A 15953-nucleotide genomic window follows, 5' to 3' on the forward strand; every position below is an offset into this window, starting at 1 on the left:
CCTAGGGGACTTTTCCTACGCCGTACCGTCTAGGGCTCGTTGGGTTTGGCAGGTGGGGCAGAGGCCCCAGAAGGTCACCTCGGCCTCGTCGACCTCGAAGCCGTGACCGCCGGTCGGGGTGAGGCAGGGGCGTTCGCCGACCACGCAGTCGACGTCGGCGATCTCGCCGCAGCCGCGGCAGACGATGTGGTGGTGATTGTCGCCGACGCGGGCCTCGAAGCGGGCGGGGCTGCCGGCCGGTTCGAGACGGCGGGCCAGTCCGGCGCGGGACAGGGCGCCGAGCACGTCGTAGACCGCCTGGGTGGAGACCGAGTCGAGGCGGGCGCGGGCGCGGCGGGCGATGTCGTCGACCTCGAGGTGGCCGCCCTCGGTGAGGACGTCCAGCACGGCGAGGCGCGGCCGGGTGACCCGGAGGCCGTGCGCGCGCAGCAGGTCTTCGCCGGTGGACATCCGTCCATGACAGCACGCTTTTGTGGAAACCCCAACTTCGTGTTTGCGAAGTCGGTCTTATCCGGCAGGATTTCATCAAGATCGGTTGAAGGCTGAACCGGATCGGCAGGCGGGGCGTACACGAACGTGGGGCGATTGTGGCGTAGGACACCCCTATGCTGTCGATTCGTCCCACAACGAGGAGGCGTCGTGTTCGACCAGATAAACGGCCTGCCTGTGCACGTTCTCGTGCTGCACGCGGCCGTCATCTTTGTGCCACTGCTCGCACTGGGCGCACTCGTCTACGCGGTCGTGCCGCGCTGGAGATCAAAGATCGGCTGGGCGGTCGCGCTGCTCGCGGTGATCGCGCCGTTATCGACGCTGGTGGCGAAGCTTTCCGGGACCAAGCTTTACAACCGGCTGATCGACCAGGGCCTCAGCGGCCGCGGCAAGGAGATCCTCGACGACCACATGAGCTTCGGGACGACGACCTGGTGGCTGTCGCTTGCCCTGGGGCTGGTCACGCTCGTGATGGTCGGCCTGACGGTCCGCAGCCGCACGCCGGACCGGACGATGGTGAACGCCGGGGCCGGCGCCGGCGGGTCCGGGGGTGCGACGCTCGCTCGCGAGTCGGCGGCCGAGACGCGGACCGCCGGGGTGCCGCGGATCGTGGAGATCGTGCTGGCCATCGCGATGGTGGTGCTGGCGGCGTTGGCGGGTTATTACGTGTTCCGGACGGGGGATGCGGGGGCCACCGCCGTTTGGGGCCAGTACTGAGGTTTGCTCCTGGTTGGGGGACGTTTCCGGGACGCGCCCGGCTTTGTCCTGTTGGGGATGGGCCGGGCGCGTTGCTGTGCCGGATTCGCCGGTGTCGGTTTAGGGCCGCTGGCGGGTTAGAAGAGCACCCGGCCGCAGAGCAGGCAAATGAGGATCAATGCGATCGCGCCCGCCACGAGACCGACGCCGTACGTGACGGTGCGCGCGGAACCCTCGGCGTCGTCCAAGGCGGTGGCGTCCTGGGCCGGCATCGACCGCGCCGGGGGTGGCGTCGAGATGGTCGGCGGACGCCATTGCGGCGACGGTGGGGCCGGGCGCGGCGGGCCCTGGTAGCGCGGTGCCGGGTCGGGCTCCTCGGCGGGCTGGTGTGCCGGGCCGGGGGTGGCGGCGCCGGGGTCGGGCCGTTGCCAGTACGCGTCGTCGTCCGGAACGCCGGTGGGGGAGCTCACGTTCACCGACGGTACAGCCGGAGGGGGAAGACTTCCGAAACGGCGCGGGCCTACCCTCTTAGTCGTGAGCATCCTGGATGAGCCCGATCGCGATCACGACGCTGAGCGTGAGGTCGACTTCGACTCGGAAGAGGCGCCTGTCCTGCCCGAGCAGACCCGTGATGACACTGCGCGTGGGTGGGGAGAGCGCGGCTACGAGAACGATGACCGACTCCTGGAGGACCGGCCGCCGCACTGGGGTTGAGACGGCGCTCCCGGTGGCCGTCGCGCCCGGGTTGATCGGACCGGCCGCGCAATTACCGTCGTGGCGTCAGCCGGGGCGGATCACCACCGCGAAACCCTCGTCGGAACCGGTTACGGCCTGTTGCGCCTCCGCGGGTGTCAAGGCCAGGAGGAGTCCGCCGGTCGTCACGTCGCTGGTGCCGGTGGCGTTCAGGACCAGGGCGGCTGTCGCGACCGTGGTCGGCTGACGGCGGGCGTCGATCCGGAGCAGATCGACCCGGTTGCCGGGGCGGACCAGAGACAAGGCTGTGGGGTCGGCCAGCCGGACCGGGACGCCGACACTGCCCTTTGGCACGGTTGGCGGCCCCGCGCCGGACGGCTGCCCGGCATTTGCCGCGCCGACCGCTCCTGCCGCGCCGACTGCCCCTGCCGTGCCGGGCGGTGGCCCGATGCCGGCGGCTGCCGCCGACGCGGGTGGCGCCGCGGCCGCGGGTGCGAATGGTGAGGGATCGGCCGCGGCGCCTGCCGGTTGAGTGCACTCACTCGGCGGTGACCACGACACCACGGCGGCGGTTGCCAGCAGGACCGCGACCGCTATGAGGCGGACAAGCGTGCCGCGGCCCGGCCGGCGCCAGCGCACCGGGTCCAGGCGCCCGTCGCCGCTGTCGCGGCGGGTGGACCCGCGTGTCTGGGGCTGGGCTGCGGCCCCGCGTGGGGCCGTGCCGGGTCTGCCCATCGTCCTGCCCTTCCGTCCGCCGTGGCGCCGTGGTCCGGGCGCCGGGGAGAAGGTACGGCGGATGGAAGATCGCTCGCTGCGGGCCTGTGGACAGGCCGGCGATGTGGATAACGCCGACCCACACGGCGACTTTGATAAGCAAAATGCGGCTTCCGGCGGGGGCCGCGCGGCTCGAAACCGCGGAGGCCGCGCGGCTGGAAACGCCACCGCGCCAGACCGCAGTCGCGGTCTGGCGCGGTGATAGATCGCCCGATTGGGCCCCGGCGGCCGAAGCCGCCGTCAGGACGCCGCGGCAGCCTTTGCCGTAGTTGAGGAGCTCGACGACGACGTCGACGTAGAAGACGTCGACGTCGTAGCGGAAGAAGACGTCGACGACGATGAGTCGCTCGAGGAAGACGTCGAGGACGTCTCCGCCTTCGTGTCGCTGGTCGCCGGCGCCGTCCCGTTCCCGGCCGAGCGCGAGTCGTTGCGGTAGAAGCCGGAACCCTTGAAGACGATTCCGACCGAGTTGAAGACCTTGCGGAGCTTGCCGCTGCAGTTCGGGCACTCGGTCAGCGCCGGGTCGGAGAACGACTGCACTGCCTCGAGCTGGTGACCGCACTCGGTGCAGGCGTACTGATAGGTGGGCACGGCTCCTCCGGATCATTCAACTGCTGGCACTCGCCACATCCGAGTGCCAATGTTGCGCCATCGGAGGTCATTTCGTCCACTCAGCCGTCTAGTTGAGGCCGAGTAGACACGACAGGCCGGTTAGCCACGACAGGCCGACTAGACACGGCAAGCGAAACGAAGCCACCCGGCGTCACCACCCCGTGCACCGGGCGATCATGCCCCTCGGCCGGCACCGAAGGCACCAACTCACCGTCGTGCAGCAACGCGACGATCAACGAACCCGCACCAACACGGGCGAGAGCGCGGTCGTACGACCCGCCACCCCGCCCCATCCGCATCCCCTGGCGATCGACCGCCAACGCCGGTACCAGGATCACCTCGGCCGACCGCACCGCCGAGACGCCCAGCCGCGGCCCGGGCGGCTCCAGCAGCCCCCGGGGCCCGGCGACCAGGGCACCCGCGTACGCGGCCCAGTCCAGATCACCCGACGGCAGCAGCACCGGCAGCAGCACCCGCGACACGACCCCGGAAAGCACCGACGGCAACGCGGGACCGCCGGGCTCGGCCCCGACCGGCACATAGGCGGCGATCGTCGAGGGGCGCTCCCGGCGTACGAGGGCAAGAATTTGATCTTGAAGGGCCGCGGCGAAGGAGGCGCGCGCCGAGGGCGACAATGATCGGCGCTGCGTGAGTAACCGACCGCGCAGCGCGATCTTGGCGGCCCGAGATTTTTCCGCATCACCGGTTAAATCGGACATGCAACACCCCCTTTCGAAAAGCGGCAAACGGCACACACTATGTCAGCATCGCTCCAGAGGGGCCATGACGACGGCCACCGAAGGTCACCGAAGACGGCCCCCACCCGGGAGGATGCGTGACGTTGCGCGGCCGGCTCACCACCGCGTTCCTGGTGGTCGTGCTCGGCCCGGTTCTGCTCGGGTCCATCTTTGTCGCCCTCACGGTCGCCATGGTGACCCGTGATCGGGTCACCGAGCGTCTCGATCATGCGGCCACGACGGTACGGACCGGGGTCGGCGCGATCTGCCGGCAGCTACAGGCCGTGGCCGATGCGATAGCGGTGGTTCCCGGGAGTGATCGGCAGGCGGTCGCCGATCAGATGCGCGCGAGGGGGCTGGCGAGCGACATCCGGATCGGTCCGACGGACGCCGGCTGGCAGGACTGCGCGCATCCGGGCACCGGCGCCGCCGACGCCATCGCCGCGACCGCCACCTCGGGAAACTTGACCGTCACGGCGGCCCGGCAGGTGGACGCGGACTTCCTCGGACGCCTCACCGCGGCCAGCGGCGCGCGGATCACGCGGACCGGCCGGCCCACGCCGGAGAGTCGCGAGCTGAGTGCCGGGCCGGGTCAGCCGTTGCGACTCACGCTCACCGTCCGCAAGGGCGACCCCGCTTTCCTGTACGCCGTGTTGCCCGCCCTCGTTCTCGGTGCCGCGCTCGCGTCGGTCGCCGTGGCCCGCTGGCTGGCGCGCACCACCACCCGTCCGCTGGGCGACCTCGCCTGGGCCGCCGATCGGGTCGCCGGCGGGGAGCTCGACACCCGGGTGCCGATCCAGCGGCCGGACGAACTCGGCCGGGTCGCGGCGACCTTCAACCGGATGACGCGTGAGCTGCAGGCCTACGTGCAGGCGCTGACCGCGAGCCGGGACCAGCTGCGCGGACACCTCGCGATCCTGGGCGAGACCCTGTCCAGCACCCACGACGTGCACCGGATACTGCCGGTGATCCTGCGCACCGCCCAGGCCGCGACCGGCGCCCGAGCGGGAGTCGTGCTGCTCATCGACCCCGCGGGCGACCGGCTCGTCGCGCGCTGCGGCGTCGGCCTGACCGGGGACTGGGACGTCCCAGATGACGAATTAACCGAAAAATCGGTGGTAATCGGCGAGGGCGTCCTGGGCACGGTGGCGGCCACCGGTGAACCGCGTCGTGGACAGGGCCGTGTGGGGGACGCCGAACCACCCTGTCGCACCTACCTGGCGGTCCCGATCAACGCTCCGATCACAGCGGACGAACCCGGCGAACCGAACGCCGGGCCGGTGCCGCTCGGCGTCCTGGCCCTCTACGACCGGGTCGGCGGCGACGCCTTCGACGACGGCGACTTGCATACGCTGCGTACGTTCGCCGGGCAGGCCGGGGTGGCGGTGCACAACGTCCGGGTACACGAGGAGGCGCAGCGCCTGTCGTTGACGGATCCGCTCACCGGGCTCTGGAATTACCGATATCTGCGTGAATCGTTGCGCCGGGAGGTTGAGCGAGCCGGCCGGTTCGGGCGGATGCTAGCGGTGCTGGTGCTTGACCTGGACCACTTCAAGGACGTGAACGACACGTACGGGCACGTGGCAGGCGACGCCGTGCTGGCGGAGTTCGCCCGGCGCATCCGGCTCGGATTGCGCGAGGTCGACTTCGCCTTCCGGCACGGCGGGGAGGAGTTCGTGGTGCTGTTGCCGGAGACGGATGCCTACGGCGGCGCGATCGTGGCCGAACGGCTGGGCGCGGCGATCCGGGATCGTCCGGTGTCGATCGAGGGCGCGCAGATCCCGATCAGCGTGTCGATCGGCGTCGCGGTCTTCCCCGAGCACGGCGACACCGCCCAGCGGGTGCTCCGCGCCGCGGACGAGGCGCTCTACGCGGCGAAGAAGGCCGGACGCGACACCTTCCGCCCGGCCGCCACCAGCGCGAACCGCCCTGTGATCAAGTCGGCGGTTTCCCGGAACGAAATTGACGGAAACTTTGATCGGCAGACGGCCGTGGTGAGCGGGCCACGACCGCCGAGGCGTAGCCGTGGCCGATAGTCTCGCGGGACATCCCGGGCACGATCGATCGAAGGTGCGGTGACCCCTGACATGACCACGAGCGCGCACGCCGACGGCCGCCGGGCCGTCAAGGCCGTGATTCCCGCGGCCGGGCTGGCCACGCGGTTCCTTCCGGCCACCAAGGCGGTCCCGAAAGAGCTTCTTCCGGTCGTCGACCGGCCCGTCCTGCAATACATCGTGGAGGAGGCCGCGGCCGCCGGCATCAAGGACGTCCTGCTGGTCACCGGCCGGGGCAAGACGTCGATGGTCGACCACTTCGACCGGCGCCCCGACGTGGAGGCCCGGCTGGAGGAGAAAGGTGACTACGAGCGTCTCGCCGCGGTCCGGCGCACCAGCGAGCTCGCCGACATCTACACCTGCCGTCAGGGCGAGCCGCTCGGGCTCGGCCACGCGGTCGGCACCGCCGCCTCGCACATCGGGGACGCCCCGTTCGCGGTACTGCTCGGCGACGAGTTCGTCGAGGAGGACAAGCCGCTGCTTCCGGCGATGCTGGAGGTGCAGCGGCGTACCGGGGGAATTGTTCTTGCCTTCATGGAGGTCAAGCCCGAGGAGACGGCACGCTACGGCATCGCGTCGGTGCAGCCGTCCGACCTCGGCGAGGACATCGTCGAGGTGACCGGCCTGGTCGAGAAACCGGCCCCGGAGGAGGCGCCGAGCAACCTGGCGGTGCTGGGCCGCTACATTCTGCCGCCGTCGATCTTCGAGGCGATCGAGAAGACCCGGCCGGGCAGCGGCGGCGAGATCCAGCTGACCGACGCGATGGCCCAGCTGCTGGCCGACGGCACCCCGGTGCACGGCATCATCTACCGCGGTCACCGGTACGACACCGGAATGCCGCTCGGATACCTGCAGGCCGTGGTCGAGCTCGCCGCCAAACGCGACGATCTGGGTCCCGAGTTCATGGCCTGGCTGGCCGACTTCGTCGCCGGTGGTGCGCGAGGATGACCGCGACGGCCGATGCCGAGGCGGCCGCCAACGAGCTGATGCCTCTCGCCGAATACCTGGGCAGCGTGCTGCGCAGGCTACGGCCGCTGCCTCCGCTCGACCTCGACCTCACCCAGGCGCACGGCAACGTGCTGGCGAACGACGTGCTGGCGCCGCATCCGTACCCGGCCTTCGACCAGGCGGCGATCGACGGGTACGCGGCACGCTGGGAAGACTTGGCGTCGGCCGGCCGGATCGGCTCGCATCCCTCGTTCGGCAAGTTCGAGGGCGGGCCCCGGCCGGTCCGGCTCAACGTCGTCGGTGACCTCGGCGCGGCGAGCTGGCGGCCGGTCCGCCTCAACCCGGGCACCTGTTTCTCGGTGGCCGCGGGCGCACCGCTGCCGATCGGCGCCGACGTCGTGGTGCCGGTGCACTGGACCGATCAGGGCATGGCGGCCGTGGAGATCCTGCACGCCCCCAAGCGAGGTTCCGGCGTACGTCGGGCCGGAGACGAACTCGCGGTTGGACAGGTGCTGGCCCCGGCCGGGTCCTATGTGACTCCCGCGATGGTGGCGACCTTCGCCGCGTCCGGAATCGGGCACGTCGTCGTCCGGCCCAGCCCGCGCGTCGTCGTGGTCGCCACCGGGGACGAGTTGGTCGACGTGGGCCGGCCCAGCCAGCCCGGTCAAGTCGTCGACGCGAACTCGCACGCCCTGACCGCCGCCGCGGTGGAGGCGGGTGCACTGGCGTACCGGATCGGCATCTGCGACGACGACCCGGAGGGACTGCGCGGCCTCCTCGAGGACCAGACCCTGCGCGCCGACCTGATCATCACGACCGGCGGCACCGGGACCGGGCCGGGCGACATGCTGCGCCGCGTCCTGTCCCGCCGCGACCCCGGCCGGGGCGTCGTCGAGTTCACCGACGTCGCGCTCTCACCCGGCGCCACCCTCGGGTTCGGCACGGTCAGCGCCGAAGAGGTGCCGGTGGTGTGCCTGCCCGGCGAACCCGGCGCCGCACTGATCGGCTTCGAGGTGCTGGCCCGGCCGGTGATCCAGGTGCTCGCCGGCGCCGAACCGGTGTTCCGCACCAGCGTCAAGGCGCACCTGCTGGAAACCGTCTCCTCGCCGGGCGGCCTGCGCGAATTCCGTCCGGCACACGTCGCCGAGCGGCGCGGCGGAGGTCATACGGTGCAACCACTCGCCGGCGGGCCGTACACTCTCTCCGGCCTGGCCGAGGCGAACGGGTTGCTGGTCCTCGGCGAGCGCGTCACCACGGCGACGGCAGGCTCGACCGTGGACGTCTTACTGCTGGACCGGAGGCGATGAACGATGTGGGGCTCGACGCCCGGATGGCCCGCCGTCCTGGCCGAGGGTTCAGTCCTGCTCCGGCCGTACAAGAGAGGTGACGCGCGGGCCTGGTCCGAGGTGCGGATCAGCAACCGCGAATGGCTCGCCCCCTGGGAATCGGCGCCGCCCGGCCCCTGGTCCGAGATGAACTCGACCCGCGCCTACGCGTACGTCTATCAGGACATGAGGCGAGCCGCGCGACGCGGCGACAGCATGCCGTTCGCCGTCTGCCTCCGCGAGGACGGCCAGGAACGGCTCGTCGGACACATCAACCTCGGCAACATCGTGCGGCGAGCGTTCAGTTCCGCGTACGCCGGTTACTGGGTCGACCATCGCGTCGCCGGCCGTGGCGTGATCCCGACGGCGCTGGCCCTCGCCGTGGACCACGCCTTCGGAGCGGGCGGCCTGCATCGCATCGAGGTCAACATCCGCCCGGAGAATCGCGCCAGCCGCCGAGTGGTGGAGAAGCTCGGGTTTCGGGAAGAGGCGTATCACCAGCGCTATATGCACATTGACGGCAGTTGGCGCGATCATCTTGGGTACGCGTTGACCAGCGAGGAGGTCGCGGCCGAAGGTGGGCTGCTGGCCCGGTGGCGCCGCGTCCGCGCGTGATGCTTCTACTCGCTGCGCCGCGTCCGGGCGTGACTCACGATCATCGGTGCGTGACGCGCCCCGGCGCGGCGCGACGATTTCCGCAGCTCGCGCCCGTAGCCTCGGGGAGATTGGGTCTTGCGGTCCGCGGCCGACAGCGTGTAAGGCGTTTTGTGGCGGACCGCCCGTAGCTGACGGGAGGGGTGAGGGTGCCGACCTCGGTGCTCCTCGCCGTCCTCGCCGCGGCCGGGCTGCTCGCACTCGCACCGGCACTCGTACGCCGGTACGACGCCACCGAGCGGCTCGCCGCGGAGCGGGCGTCGTCGACGGCGCGGGTGCTGCTGCGCCGCCGCCGTCGCCGAACCGTGCCCGGACGCCGTCCGATCAACCCCGGACGCACCGTCACGGTTACGCTCCCCGCCCCTTCGGGTGACGGGGGTGGCCCCGCCCGTCCCCAGCGACGCCTTCGCCTGGTCACCGGCAAGCGACAGGTACGCCGCCCGCCACCCCGGCGGCGCCACACCCCGGCCGTGATCCGCCGGCGCCGGGTGTTCGCGGCGCTGGTGTTGCTCAACGTGATCGAGCTGGTCGGGGTGGTGGCGGTCGGGCCAGGATTCTGGATCGGGTTCGCGGTTACCGTGTCGCTGCTGGGGGTTGACCTGGTGCATCTGCGCAACCGGGCGTTGGCCGACCGGCGGCGGCGTCGCATCGAGGCCCGGGAGGCCGCGTGGCTGGCGGCGCGGCAGGCCGAGGTGCGGCGCGAGCAGGCCCGGCGGGCGGCAGCGCGGCGGGAGGCGCAGCGGCGGCTGGCGGCCCAGAAGGAGGCCGTGCGGCGGGCGGCGATGGGGCTGGACCGGGATCCGTCCGATCTGCCTGCTCAGGGGTCGGTGTATTACCGCCGGGCCGGTGGGTTGCGGGGGCGGGCGTACGAGGCCGGGGGGCGGCACAACACGGCGTGAACCCCGGTTCGCGGCGACGGCGCCGGACCTGTTAGCCTTGCTGCGGTTCGCCGGACGATGTCCGAGAGCCAAGGGGCTGTGGCGCAGACTGGTAGCGCACCTCGTTCGCATCGAGGGGGTCAGGGGTTCAAATCCCCTCAGCTCCACCCAAAAACCAGCAGGCAGAAGCGAGTTTCCGGGCCCCCGGAGGCTCGCTTTTCTGTTGGTTGGCCGTGGGATGACGCGTCATAAAGAGGTAAATACACGCTTCGGCAAGGTCGAAGACATCCGAGACCATCCACCCACTCATGACGCGGCATTCCAGGTACTTCGAGGCGTGAGGCCGTCGCGAACGCGCTTATTCATCGGGATTGCACGCGGCGGGGCGCGGTCTACGTTTAGTGGAACGAGGATCACGGGGGTTCAAATCCCCTCAGCTCCACGAGACTAGGGCTGGATAGTGTCCGCGGAAAGCGCGGACCTGCCAGCCTCGTTGGGCCGCATGCGCGATCTTACGTGTCCGTGAAGGATGTCATGCGCGTGAACGAGTCTGCGGGTCGGCCGTTGTGCGTGATCGTGAGTAACGCGATTGTCATCGGCGGCAGTGTGGCTGGGCTTCTAGCGGCGCGTGCGTTAAGTACCTCTTTTCAGCGGGTCACTGTGCTGGAACGAGACGAGCTTCCGGAACGTCCCGTGGCGAGGCGCGGGGTTCCGCAGGGCCGGCACGTGCACGCGTTGACCGCGCGCGGCGGGATCGGTCTGGAGAAGTTGTTCCCCGGCTTCCTCGACGAGCTGACCGCGGCCGGGGTGCCCCACGGCGACGCACAGAACGATGAGGAGTGGTATCTCGACGGGCACAAGATGGCGCGGGCGTCGGCCGGATTGCCGGTGTATTTCATGACCCGGCCGGTGATCGAGCACGTCATCCGGCAACGAGTGCGCGCCCTGCCGAACGTCACCTTCGTGTCCGGTGCCGACGTGACCGGCCTGATCGCGCAGGATGGGCGGATCACCGGCGTACGGGCTGGTGAGGTGTTGCCCGCAGACCTCGTGGTGGACGCCACCGGCCGGGGATCGCGCGCGCCGCATTGGCTCGGCGAGCTCGGTTACCCGGTCCCGGACGAGACCACGCTCCGCACCGACACGGTCTATGTGACGCGGCTCTTCAAGGGTCGGCTGGACGGCCTGATGGCGGCGCTCGCTGCGTCCTATCCAGGGCACCACCGGGCCGGCACGGCCATCCGCCAGGAGAACGATCAGATCGCGGTCATGCTGGTCGGCCTGCTCGGCGAGGAACCCCCGACGGACGATGAGGGCATGCTCGCGTACGCCTCGACGCTGCCGGCGCCGCAGATCGCCGAGGTGCTCCGCACCGCCGAACCCCTGGGCGACGCGGCGAAGATGCGCTACCCGGCGAGTTCCCGCAAGCACTTCGAGAAACTCGACCGCCACCTCGAGGGTTTGATCGTCGTCGGCGATGCGCTGTGCAGCCTGAATCCGATCTACGGGCAGGGGCAGACGATGGCGGTACTGGAGGCCGAGCTGCTGGAGTCCGTTGTGGAGGCTGGTCCCGAGCGGCTGACAGAACGCTTCTATCGTGCGAACGCCGACGTGCTGGACGACGCGTGGCGGCTTGTCGCGGGCGGCGATCTGCGCTTCCCCGAAGTCGAGGGGGAGCGCAGCCCACGAGATGTCGAAGCGGGCAAGTATCTGACGCGATACCGTGCCGCCGCAGCGGTCGACCCCGTGCTCGGTGGCGCCTTCCTGCGCGTCTCGAACATGGTGGCACCGATCGCCTCGCTGTTCGCCCCGGAGATGCAGGAGCGGGTCCGCGCGGCCGATCGGCAGTGAACCACGGCGTTGGCGGGGCCCGGGCTTCTGCGTTTGAAGGAGCGCCCCTCCGGAGAGGGGCGCGCGGTGCGTCAGCCGATCTCGAGGCGGGAGATCAGGTTGTTGCGGAGCGTGATCTGCATCGTGCCGGTGCCGTTGAAGCGGTTGCTCGTCGCCTTGATGGTCAGGGCGTAGCTTTCCGGGCCCGGTCCCGTCGCCTCGCAGCTGATCAGCTCGAACTGCATGTGCACGCCGATGTTGTCGGTGCGGTTCCACGACGCGACGCCCTCGTGGCCGTTGAACTCGCGGCCCCAGTCGCGGACGTAGGCGTTGTCGGTGAAGACGGCGACGAAACCCTCGTTGTCGCCCGCGTTCGTCGCATCGATGAACGTTTGGATCGGTGCCGGGATGGACTGGTCGGTCATGCTGCCGAGCGTAACCAGGGAGATCGGCGGAAGCCTGGCCCCCCGAGGGCCAGCGACGCGCACCACTTTCGGCGATTAGCGGGAATTGCTCCTTTCGAGTGATATCCCGGAGACATGGAAGCTGCCGTGCCCGACAACGAAACCGACCGGCTCGCCGCGCTGTACGGCCTCGACATCCTGGACAGCGCCCCCGAGCAGGACTTCGACGACATCGTGGCGCTCGCGTCGAACGTGTGCGGGACGCCGATGTCGTTGGTGACCCTGGTCGACACCGACCGGCAATGGTTCAAGGCGCGGGTCGGCACCGACCTCACCGAGACGACGCGCGAGCTGTCCTTCTGCGCGCACGCGATTCTGGGGCGGGACCTGCTCGTCGTGCCCGATACGACCAAGGACGCCCGTTTCTCGGACAATCCGCTCGTCGACAGCACCGACGGGATCCGGTTCTACGCCGGGGCGCCGCTGGTCACCACCGACGGGTTCGCGCTCGGCACGCTCTGCGTGGTGGACAACCAGCCGCGCTCGCTCGACATCGAGCAGCTGCAGGCGTTGCGGGCGCTGTCCCGGCAGGTCACGGCCCAGATGGAGTTGCGCCGGCACGCCACCGCGCTGGCCAACACCACGGCCCGGCTGCAGGAGCTGGAGCGGCGCAAGGACGACCTGGCTTCGCTCATCGGCGGCGACCTGCGCGCACCGTTGAAGCTGGTCACCGCGTACCTGGAAAAGCTTGGCACGACCGGCTATCAGGACGCCGAGATGGCCGATCTCGTCGGTCGCGCGGCGGCCGGGCACATCCGCGGCTTCCTCGACCTGATGCACCATCTGACCAGCATGGCGGAGGCGGGCTTCGGCACCGAGCAGCTGCACATGCGCCAGATCGACCTGACCCGGATCACCCAGCGCGCGGTCGAGGCGGTGCGGCCGATCGCGGCGAGCAAGCAGATCTGGATTCTCAACCAGGCGGGCGGTCCGGCGCTGCCGATCATTGCCGATCCCGTACGCCTCGAGCAGGTCATCACGCATCTGCTGTTCGCGGCCGTGAAGTACACCCCGCCCGGTGGCCGCATGCGCGTCGGAACCGAGGTCGAGTCGGGCCCGACCGTACGGGTGGATGACATGGATCTTCCGGACGGGATGCGGCCCGAGCTGTTCCCGCACCTGTATTACGGCGCGATCGCGAACCCGGTGGACGTGCCCGGCCCGGATCGGGGGCTCGCGGTGGCGAAGAAGATCCTGGACGCGCACCACGCCACGGTGGCGCTCTCCGACCGGCCCGGGGATGGGACGTCGGTGCACGTGACGTTCCCGTTCGCCGCGCCCGACCCGTCGGAGCTGCTGCCTGATCTGGTGGCGGTCTGAGACCAGGCCGGCCCGCCCGGCTGCAGTTCGGGCGGACCGGCCGAGCTCACCCGGTGTAGACCGGGCCGGTGCCGCCACCCGGGGGCGAGCCGGCTGACGGAAGATCCTCGGGTCCGAGGTCGTCGGGCCCGATGCCGGTCGGGGACTGCGCGGGCACCGGCGGGGCGACGGCACGCCCGGCCGCGGGATGCTCCGGTTCGGCGTGCCCGCGCGTCGACGGCCACGTGTCCACTTCGGGCGCGACCCGGCCGATCGGCTCCACGTCGCTGGTCCGCGGCACCAGACCAGCTCGGTGCAGCTTGTGCCAGCGCAGCCGGCCGCCGGTCATCGCGGTGGTCGCCGACTGGATCATCACGAGGTACATGAGCTGCCGGTACGCGAACTGCTGCAATGGCATGCGCCACAGCGGCCGCAGCGACTCCCGGTCGAAGCGGAACGCCACGAACGCGGTGAACAGTTGCAGCGCCAGCATCCCGGACCAGGCCACCAGGGTCTCGCGCAACTCCCAGAAGACCAGCCCGTACACGAGCATGATGTCGCAGACCGGCGCGAGCATCGGCAACGCGACCCCGAACAGCGCCAGGAACGGCAGCCCCACCCGCCCGAACCGGCCGGACGGGCCCGAGTCGAACAGCGCGTGACGATGCTTCCACATCGCCTGCATCGTTCCGTAACTCCACCGGTATCGCTGCCGGTACAGCTGCTCCAATGTGGTCGGTGCCTCGGTCCAGGCGCGCGCCCGCTCCTCGTACACGATCTTCCAACCGGCCCGGCACAACGCCATCGTGACGTCGGTGTCCTCCGCGAGCGTCTCGTCGCTGATCCCGCCGACCTGGGTGAGGGCCGCGCGGCGGAACGCCCCGATCGCGCCCGGCACGGTCGGCATGCAACCGAGAACCTCGTACAGGCGTCGGTCCAAATTGAACCCGATCACGTACTCGATGTGCTGCCAGGCGGCGACCATCCGCTGCCGGTTGCCGACCTTCACGTTGCCCGCGACGGCGCCCACCAACGGATCGGCGAACGCCTGCACCAGGTTCCGGATCGAGTCCTTCTCGAAGATCGTGTCACCGTCGACCGTCACGATCAGGTCGTGGCGAGCCAGCGCGATCCCGGTGTTCAGCGCGTTGGCCTTACCGCCGTTGGGGACGCGCACGACGCGTACGTTGGGCAACCGCAAGCGTTCCACCAGGCTGGCCGTGCCGTCGGTGGAGCCGTCGTCGACCACCACCACCTCGATGTCCGGGTAGTCGCCGCAGGCCAGCGACCGCACCGCGGCCTCGATGCCCTCCTTCTCGTTGTAGGCGGGCACGATCACCGACACCGGTGCGACCACCGGCGGACCCCAGCTCCAGGTCTTCTTGCGGCGCTGCCGGGCGTGCCGGGTGGCGAGCAACAACAAGATTCCGGTACGCCCGATGGTCAGCAACCCGACGACGAGAAACAGGCCGGCTATCGACCAGACGAGCCCGTCGGCGAGGCGTACGGTCCAGATCACCGCCGACCCGCGCCACATGTCGCTCCGCGCCGCCGGCGGGTTCACCGGCAGCGCGGGCACGGCACTCTTGCTCAGCGCGATGCTCCCGTTCAGGCCCTCGGTGACCGTGGTGAAGCGGTAGCCGCGGGCCTTCATCATCGGGATGAACCGTTCCAGCGCCGCGATGGTCTGCGAGCGTTCACCGCCGGCGTCGTGGAACAGGATGATCGCCGAGTTGTCACCGGTCGGGGTCGCGTTGCGGATGATCTGGTCGACGCCCGGCCGTTGCCAGTCCTCGCTGTCCAGGTCGTTGACGACGACGAGGTAGCCCTGCCGGCCCGCGTCCTTGACGATCTTCCAGTTGGTGTCGTCAATCGCCAGGGTCTTCGACGAGTACGGGAAGCGGGCCAGGTTGGTGTGCACGCCGGCGGCCCGGGCGATGACGACCTGCGTCTGGGAGAGCTCGAGCGTGCGGCGCCACGGGGCGATGCGCTGCAGGTTCGGGTGGGTGAACGTGTGCAGGCCGAGTTCGCTGCCCTCGGCGGTGATCCGCTTGGTGAGCGCCGGGTGCCGGGCGACCTCGGAGCCGATCACGAAGAAGGTGCCGTGCGCGTCGTGCTTCTTCAGCAGGTCGAGAATCTGCGGCGTCCAGGTCGGGTCCGGCCCGTCGTCGAACGTCAGCGCGATGGTCTTGGGCGGCATGCTGGTGGTGCTTTCCTGGCCGCCCGTGGTGTTGACGATCGGGCCGCCGTGCAGCACCGCGGCGGGGACGTGCGCCTGGTCACCGACCTCGGTCTCGGCGTGATCACCGGTGAATTCCGCATTGATGTACGCCTGAACGACCAGAACGCCTACGAAGAGCACCAGGAGCAGGACTCCGAGCATGACCCGTGGGCGCGGGAGGAGCCGGCGGCGGACTTTGCCGCGGGGGCGGCCGCGCGGGGGTGGGGCCGTCACGGCCGCGCCTTGGAGGGGCCGCTGCCTGGGTTGGCCGAGTTGGTG

Annotated in this window: 16 protein-coding genes and 1 tRNA gene; 10 read left to right on the forward strand and 7 right to left on the reverse strand. The window is 70.2% G+C overall.

What is annotated here, in order from left to right:
* Positions 1–15 precede the first annotated feature (15 nt).
* A complete protein-coding gene (locus HH310_RS03620) occupies positions 16–450 on the reverse strand; it encodes a Fur family transcriptional regulator (protein WP_169173940.1) in 435 nt (144 codons plus the stop codon).
* 189 nt (positions 451–639) lie between these two features.
* Here HH310_RS03620 and HH310_RS03625 point away from each other — a divergent pair, with 189 nt between their 5' ends.
* The gene (locus HH310_RS03625) at positions 640–1206 is read left to right on the forward strand and encodes a DUF2231 domain-containing protein (protein WP_169173941.1); all 567 of its coding nucleotides are present in this window, start codon (positions 640–642) and stop codon (positions 1204–1206) included.
* Positions 1207–1322: 116 nt separating this feature from the next.
* On the opposite strand, the gene HH310_RS03630 is transcribed toward HH310_RS03625, so the two are convergent.
* Entirely contained in the window at positions 1323–1655 is a 333-nt protein-coding gene (locus HH310_RS03630; RefSeq protein ID WP_169173942.1) for a translation initiation factor 2, read from the reverse strand.
* Between the two features lie 64 nt (positions 1656–1719).
* On the opposite strand from HH310_RS03630, the gene HH310_RS03635 reads away from it, so the two are divergent.
* The gene (locus tag HH310_RS03635) at positions 1720–1899 is read left to right on the forward strand and encodes a hypothetical protein (protein WP_169173943.1); all 180 of its coding nucleotides are present in this window, start codon (positions 1720–1722) and stop codon (positions 1897–1899) included.
* 66 nt (positions 1900–1965) lie between these two features.
* Here the strand turns inward: HH310_RS03635 and HH310_RS43540 are convergent, their stop codons facing one another.
* The 3 genes from HH310_RS43540 to HH310_RS03650 all read right to left on the reverse strand — a co-directional run bounded on the left by HH310_RS43540 (position 1966) and on the right by HH310_RS03650 (position 3983).
* Positions 1966–2232 carry a hypothetical protein gene (locus HH310_RS43540; RefSeq protein WP_248293661.1) on the reverse strand — a complete coding sequence of 89 codons (267 nt, stop codon included), beginning with the start codon at positions 2230–2232 and terminating at the stop codon, positions 1966–1968.
* 660 nt (positions 2233–2892) lie between these two features.
* Positions 2893–3243, reverse strand: coding sequence for an FmdB family zinc ribbon protein (locus HH310_RS03645; RefSeq protein ID WP_169173945.1), 351 nt, complete (start codon positions 3241–3243; stop codon positions 2893–2895).
* An 80-nt stretch (positions 3244–3323) separates the two neighbouring features.
* Positions 3324–3983 (reverse strand): 5-formyltetrahydrofolate cyclo-ligase, encoded by a 660-nt coding sequence (locus HH310_RS03650; RefSeq protein ID WP_169173946.1) that lies wholly within the window; start codon positions 3981–3983, stop codon positions 3324–3326.
* Between the two features lie 209 nt (positions 3984–4192).
* On the opposite strand from HH310_RS03650, the gene HH310_RS03655 reads away from it, so the two are divergent.
* The 7 genes from HH310_RS03655 (at position 4193) to HH310_RS03685 (ending at position 11711) form a co-directional block, all read left to right on the forward strand.
* Complete coding sequence (locus HH310_RS03655) at positions 4193–6037, forward strand: diguanylate cyclase (protein WP_248293695.1); 1845 nt, start codon at positions 4193–4195, stop codon at positions 6035–6037.
* Between the two features lie 51 nt (positions 6038–6088).
* Positions 6089–7003: a UTP--glucose-1-phosphate uridylyltransferase gene (locus tag HH310_RS03660; RefSeq protein ID WP_169174325.1), complete on the forward strand. Its 915-nt coding sequence runs from the start codon at positions 6089–6091 to the stop codon at positions 7001–7003.
* Complete coding sequence (gene glp / locus HH310_RS03665) at positions 7000–8310, forward strand: gephyrin-like molybdotransferase Glp (RefSeq protein WP_169173948.1); 1311 nt, start codon at positions 7000–7002, stop codon at positions 8308–8310. The genes HH310_RS03660 and glp overlap by 4 nt, the downstream gene beginning before the upstream one ends.
* Positions 8311–8313: 3 nt before the next feature.
* On the forward strand, positions 8314–8943 hold the full coding sequence (locus HH310_RS03670; protein ID WP_169173949.1) for a GNAT family N-acetyltransferase: 630 nt from the start codon (positions 8314–8316) through the stop codon (positions 8941–8943).
* A gap of 188 nt (positions 8944–9131) precedes the next feature.
* Positions 9132–9881: a hypothetical protein gene (locus HH310_RS03675; RefSeq protein WP_169173950.1), complete on the forward strand. Its 750-nt coding sequence runs from the start codon at positions 9132–9134 to the stop codon at positions 9879–9881.
* Positions 9882–9953: 72 nt separating this feature from the next.
* Positions 9954–10027, forward strand: a tRNA-Ala gene (locus HH310_RS03680).
* A gap of 526 nt (positions 10028–10553) precedes the next feature.
* Complete coding sequence (locus HH310_RS03685) at positions 10554–11711, forward strand: NAD(P)/FAD-dependent oxidoreductase (protein ID WP_169173951.1); 1158 nt, start codon at positions 10554–10556, stop codon at positions 11709–11711.
* A gap of 71 nt (positions 11712–11782) precedes the next feature.
* Here HH310_RS03685 and HH310_RS03690 read toward each other — a convergent pair whose 3' ends face one another.
* Positions 11783–12115: a nuclear transport factor 2 family protein gene (locus HH310_RS03690; protein ID WP_169173952.1), complete on the reverse strand. Its 333-nt coding sequence runs from the start codon at positions 12113–12115 to the stop codon at positions 11783–11785.
* 126 nt (positions 12116–12241) lie between these two features.
* On the opposite strand from HH310_RS03690, the gene HH310_RS03695 reads away from it, so the two are divergent.
* Entirely contained in the window at positions 12242–13474 is a 1233-nt protein-coding gene (locus tag HH310_RS03695; RefSeq protein ID WP_312033810.1) for a GAF domain-containing sensor histidine kinase, read from the forward strand.
* Between the two features lie 46 nt (positions 13475–13520).
* On the opposite strand, the gene HH310_RS03700 is transcribed toward HH310_RS03695, so the two are convergent.
* Positions 13521–15908 carry a bifunctional polysaccharide deacetylase/glycosyltransferase family 2 protein gene (locus HH310_RS03700; RefSeq protein WP_169173954.1) on the reverse strand — a complete coding sequence of 796 codons (2388 nt, stop codon included), beginning with the start codon at positions 15906–15908 and terminating at the stop codon, positions 13521–13523.
* Positions 15909–15953 lie beyond the last annotated feature (45 nt).

The sequence above is a fragment of the Actinoplanes sp. TBRC 11911 genome (genome assembly GCF_012933445.1).
Taxonomy (GTDB): Bacteria; Actinomycetota; Actinomycetes; order Mycobacteriales; family Micromonosporaceae; genus Actinoplanes.

Coding starts and splice junctions, on each gene's coding strand:
- HH310_RS03620 (WP_169173940.1), bottom strand. CDS start 450: ATGTCCACCGGCGAAGACCTGCTGCGCGCGCACGGCCTCCGGGTCACC.
- HH310_RS03650 (WP_169173946.1), bottom strand. CDS start 3,983: ATGTCCGATTTAACCGGTGATGCGGAAAAATCTCGGGCCGCCAAGATC.
- HH310_RS03655 (WP_248293695.1), top strand. CDS start 4,193: ATGGTGACCCGTGATCGGGTCACCGAGCGTCTCGATCATGCGGCCACG.
- HH310_RS03660 (WP_169174325.1), top strand. CDS start 6,089: ATGACCACGAGCGCGCACGCCGACGGCCGCCGGGCCGTCAAGGCCGTG.
- glp (WP_169173948.1), top strand. CDS start 7,000: ATGACCGCGACGGCCGATGCCGAGGCGGCCGCCAACGAGCTGATGCCT.
- HH310_RS03670 (WP_169173949.1), top strand. CDS start 8,314: ATGTGGGGCTCGACGCCCGGATGGCCCGCCGTCCTGGCCGAGGGTTCA.
- HH310_RS03690 (WP_169173952.1), bottom strand. CDS start 12,115: ATGACCGACCAGTCCATCCCGGCACCGATCCAAACGTTCATCGATGCG.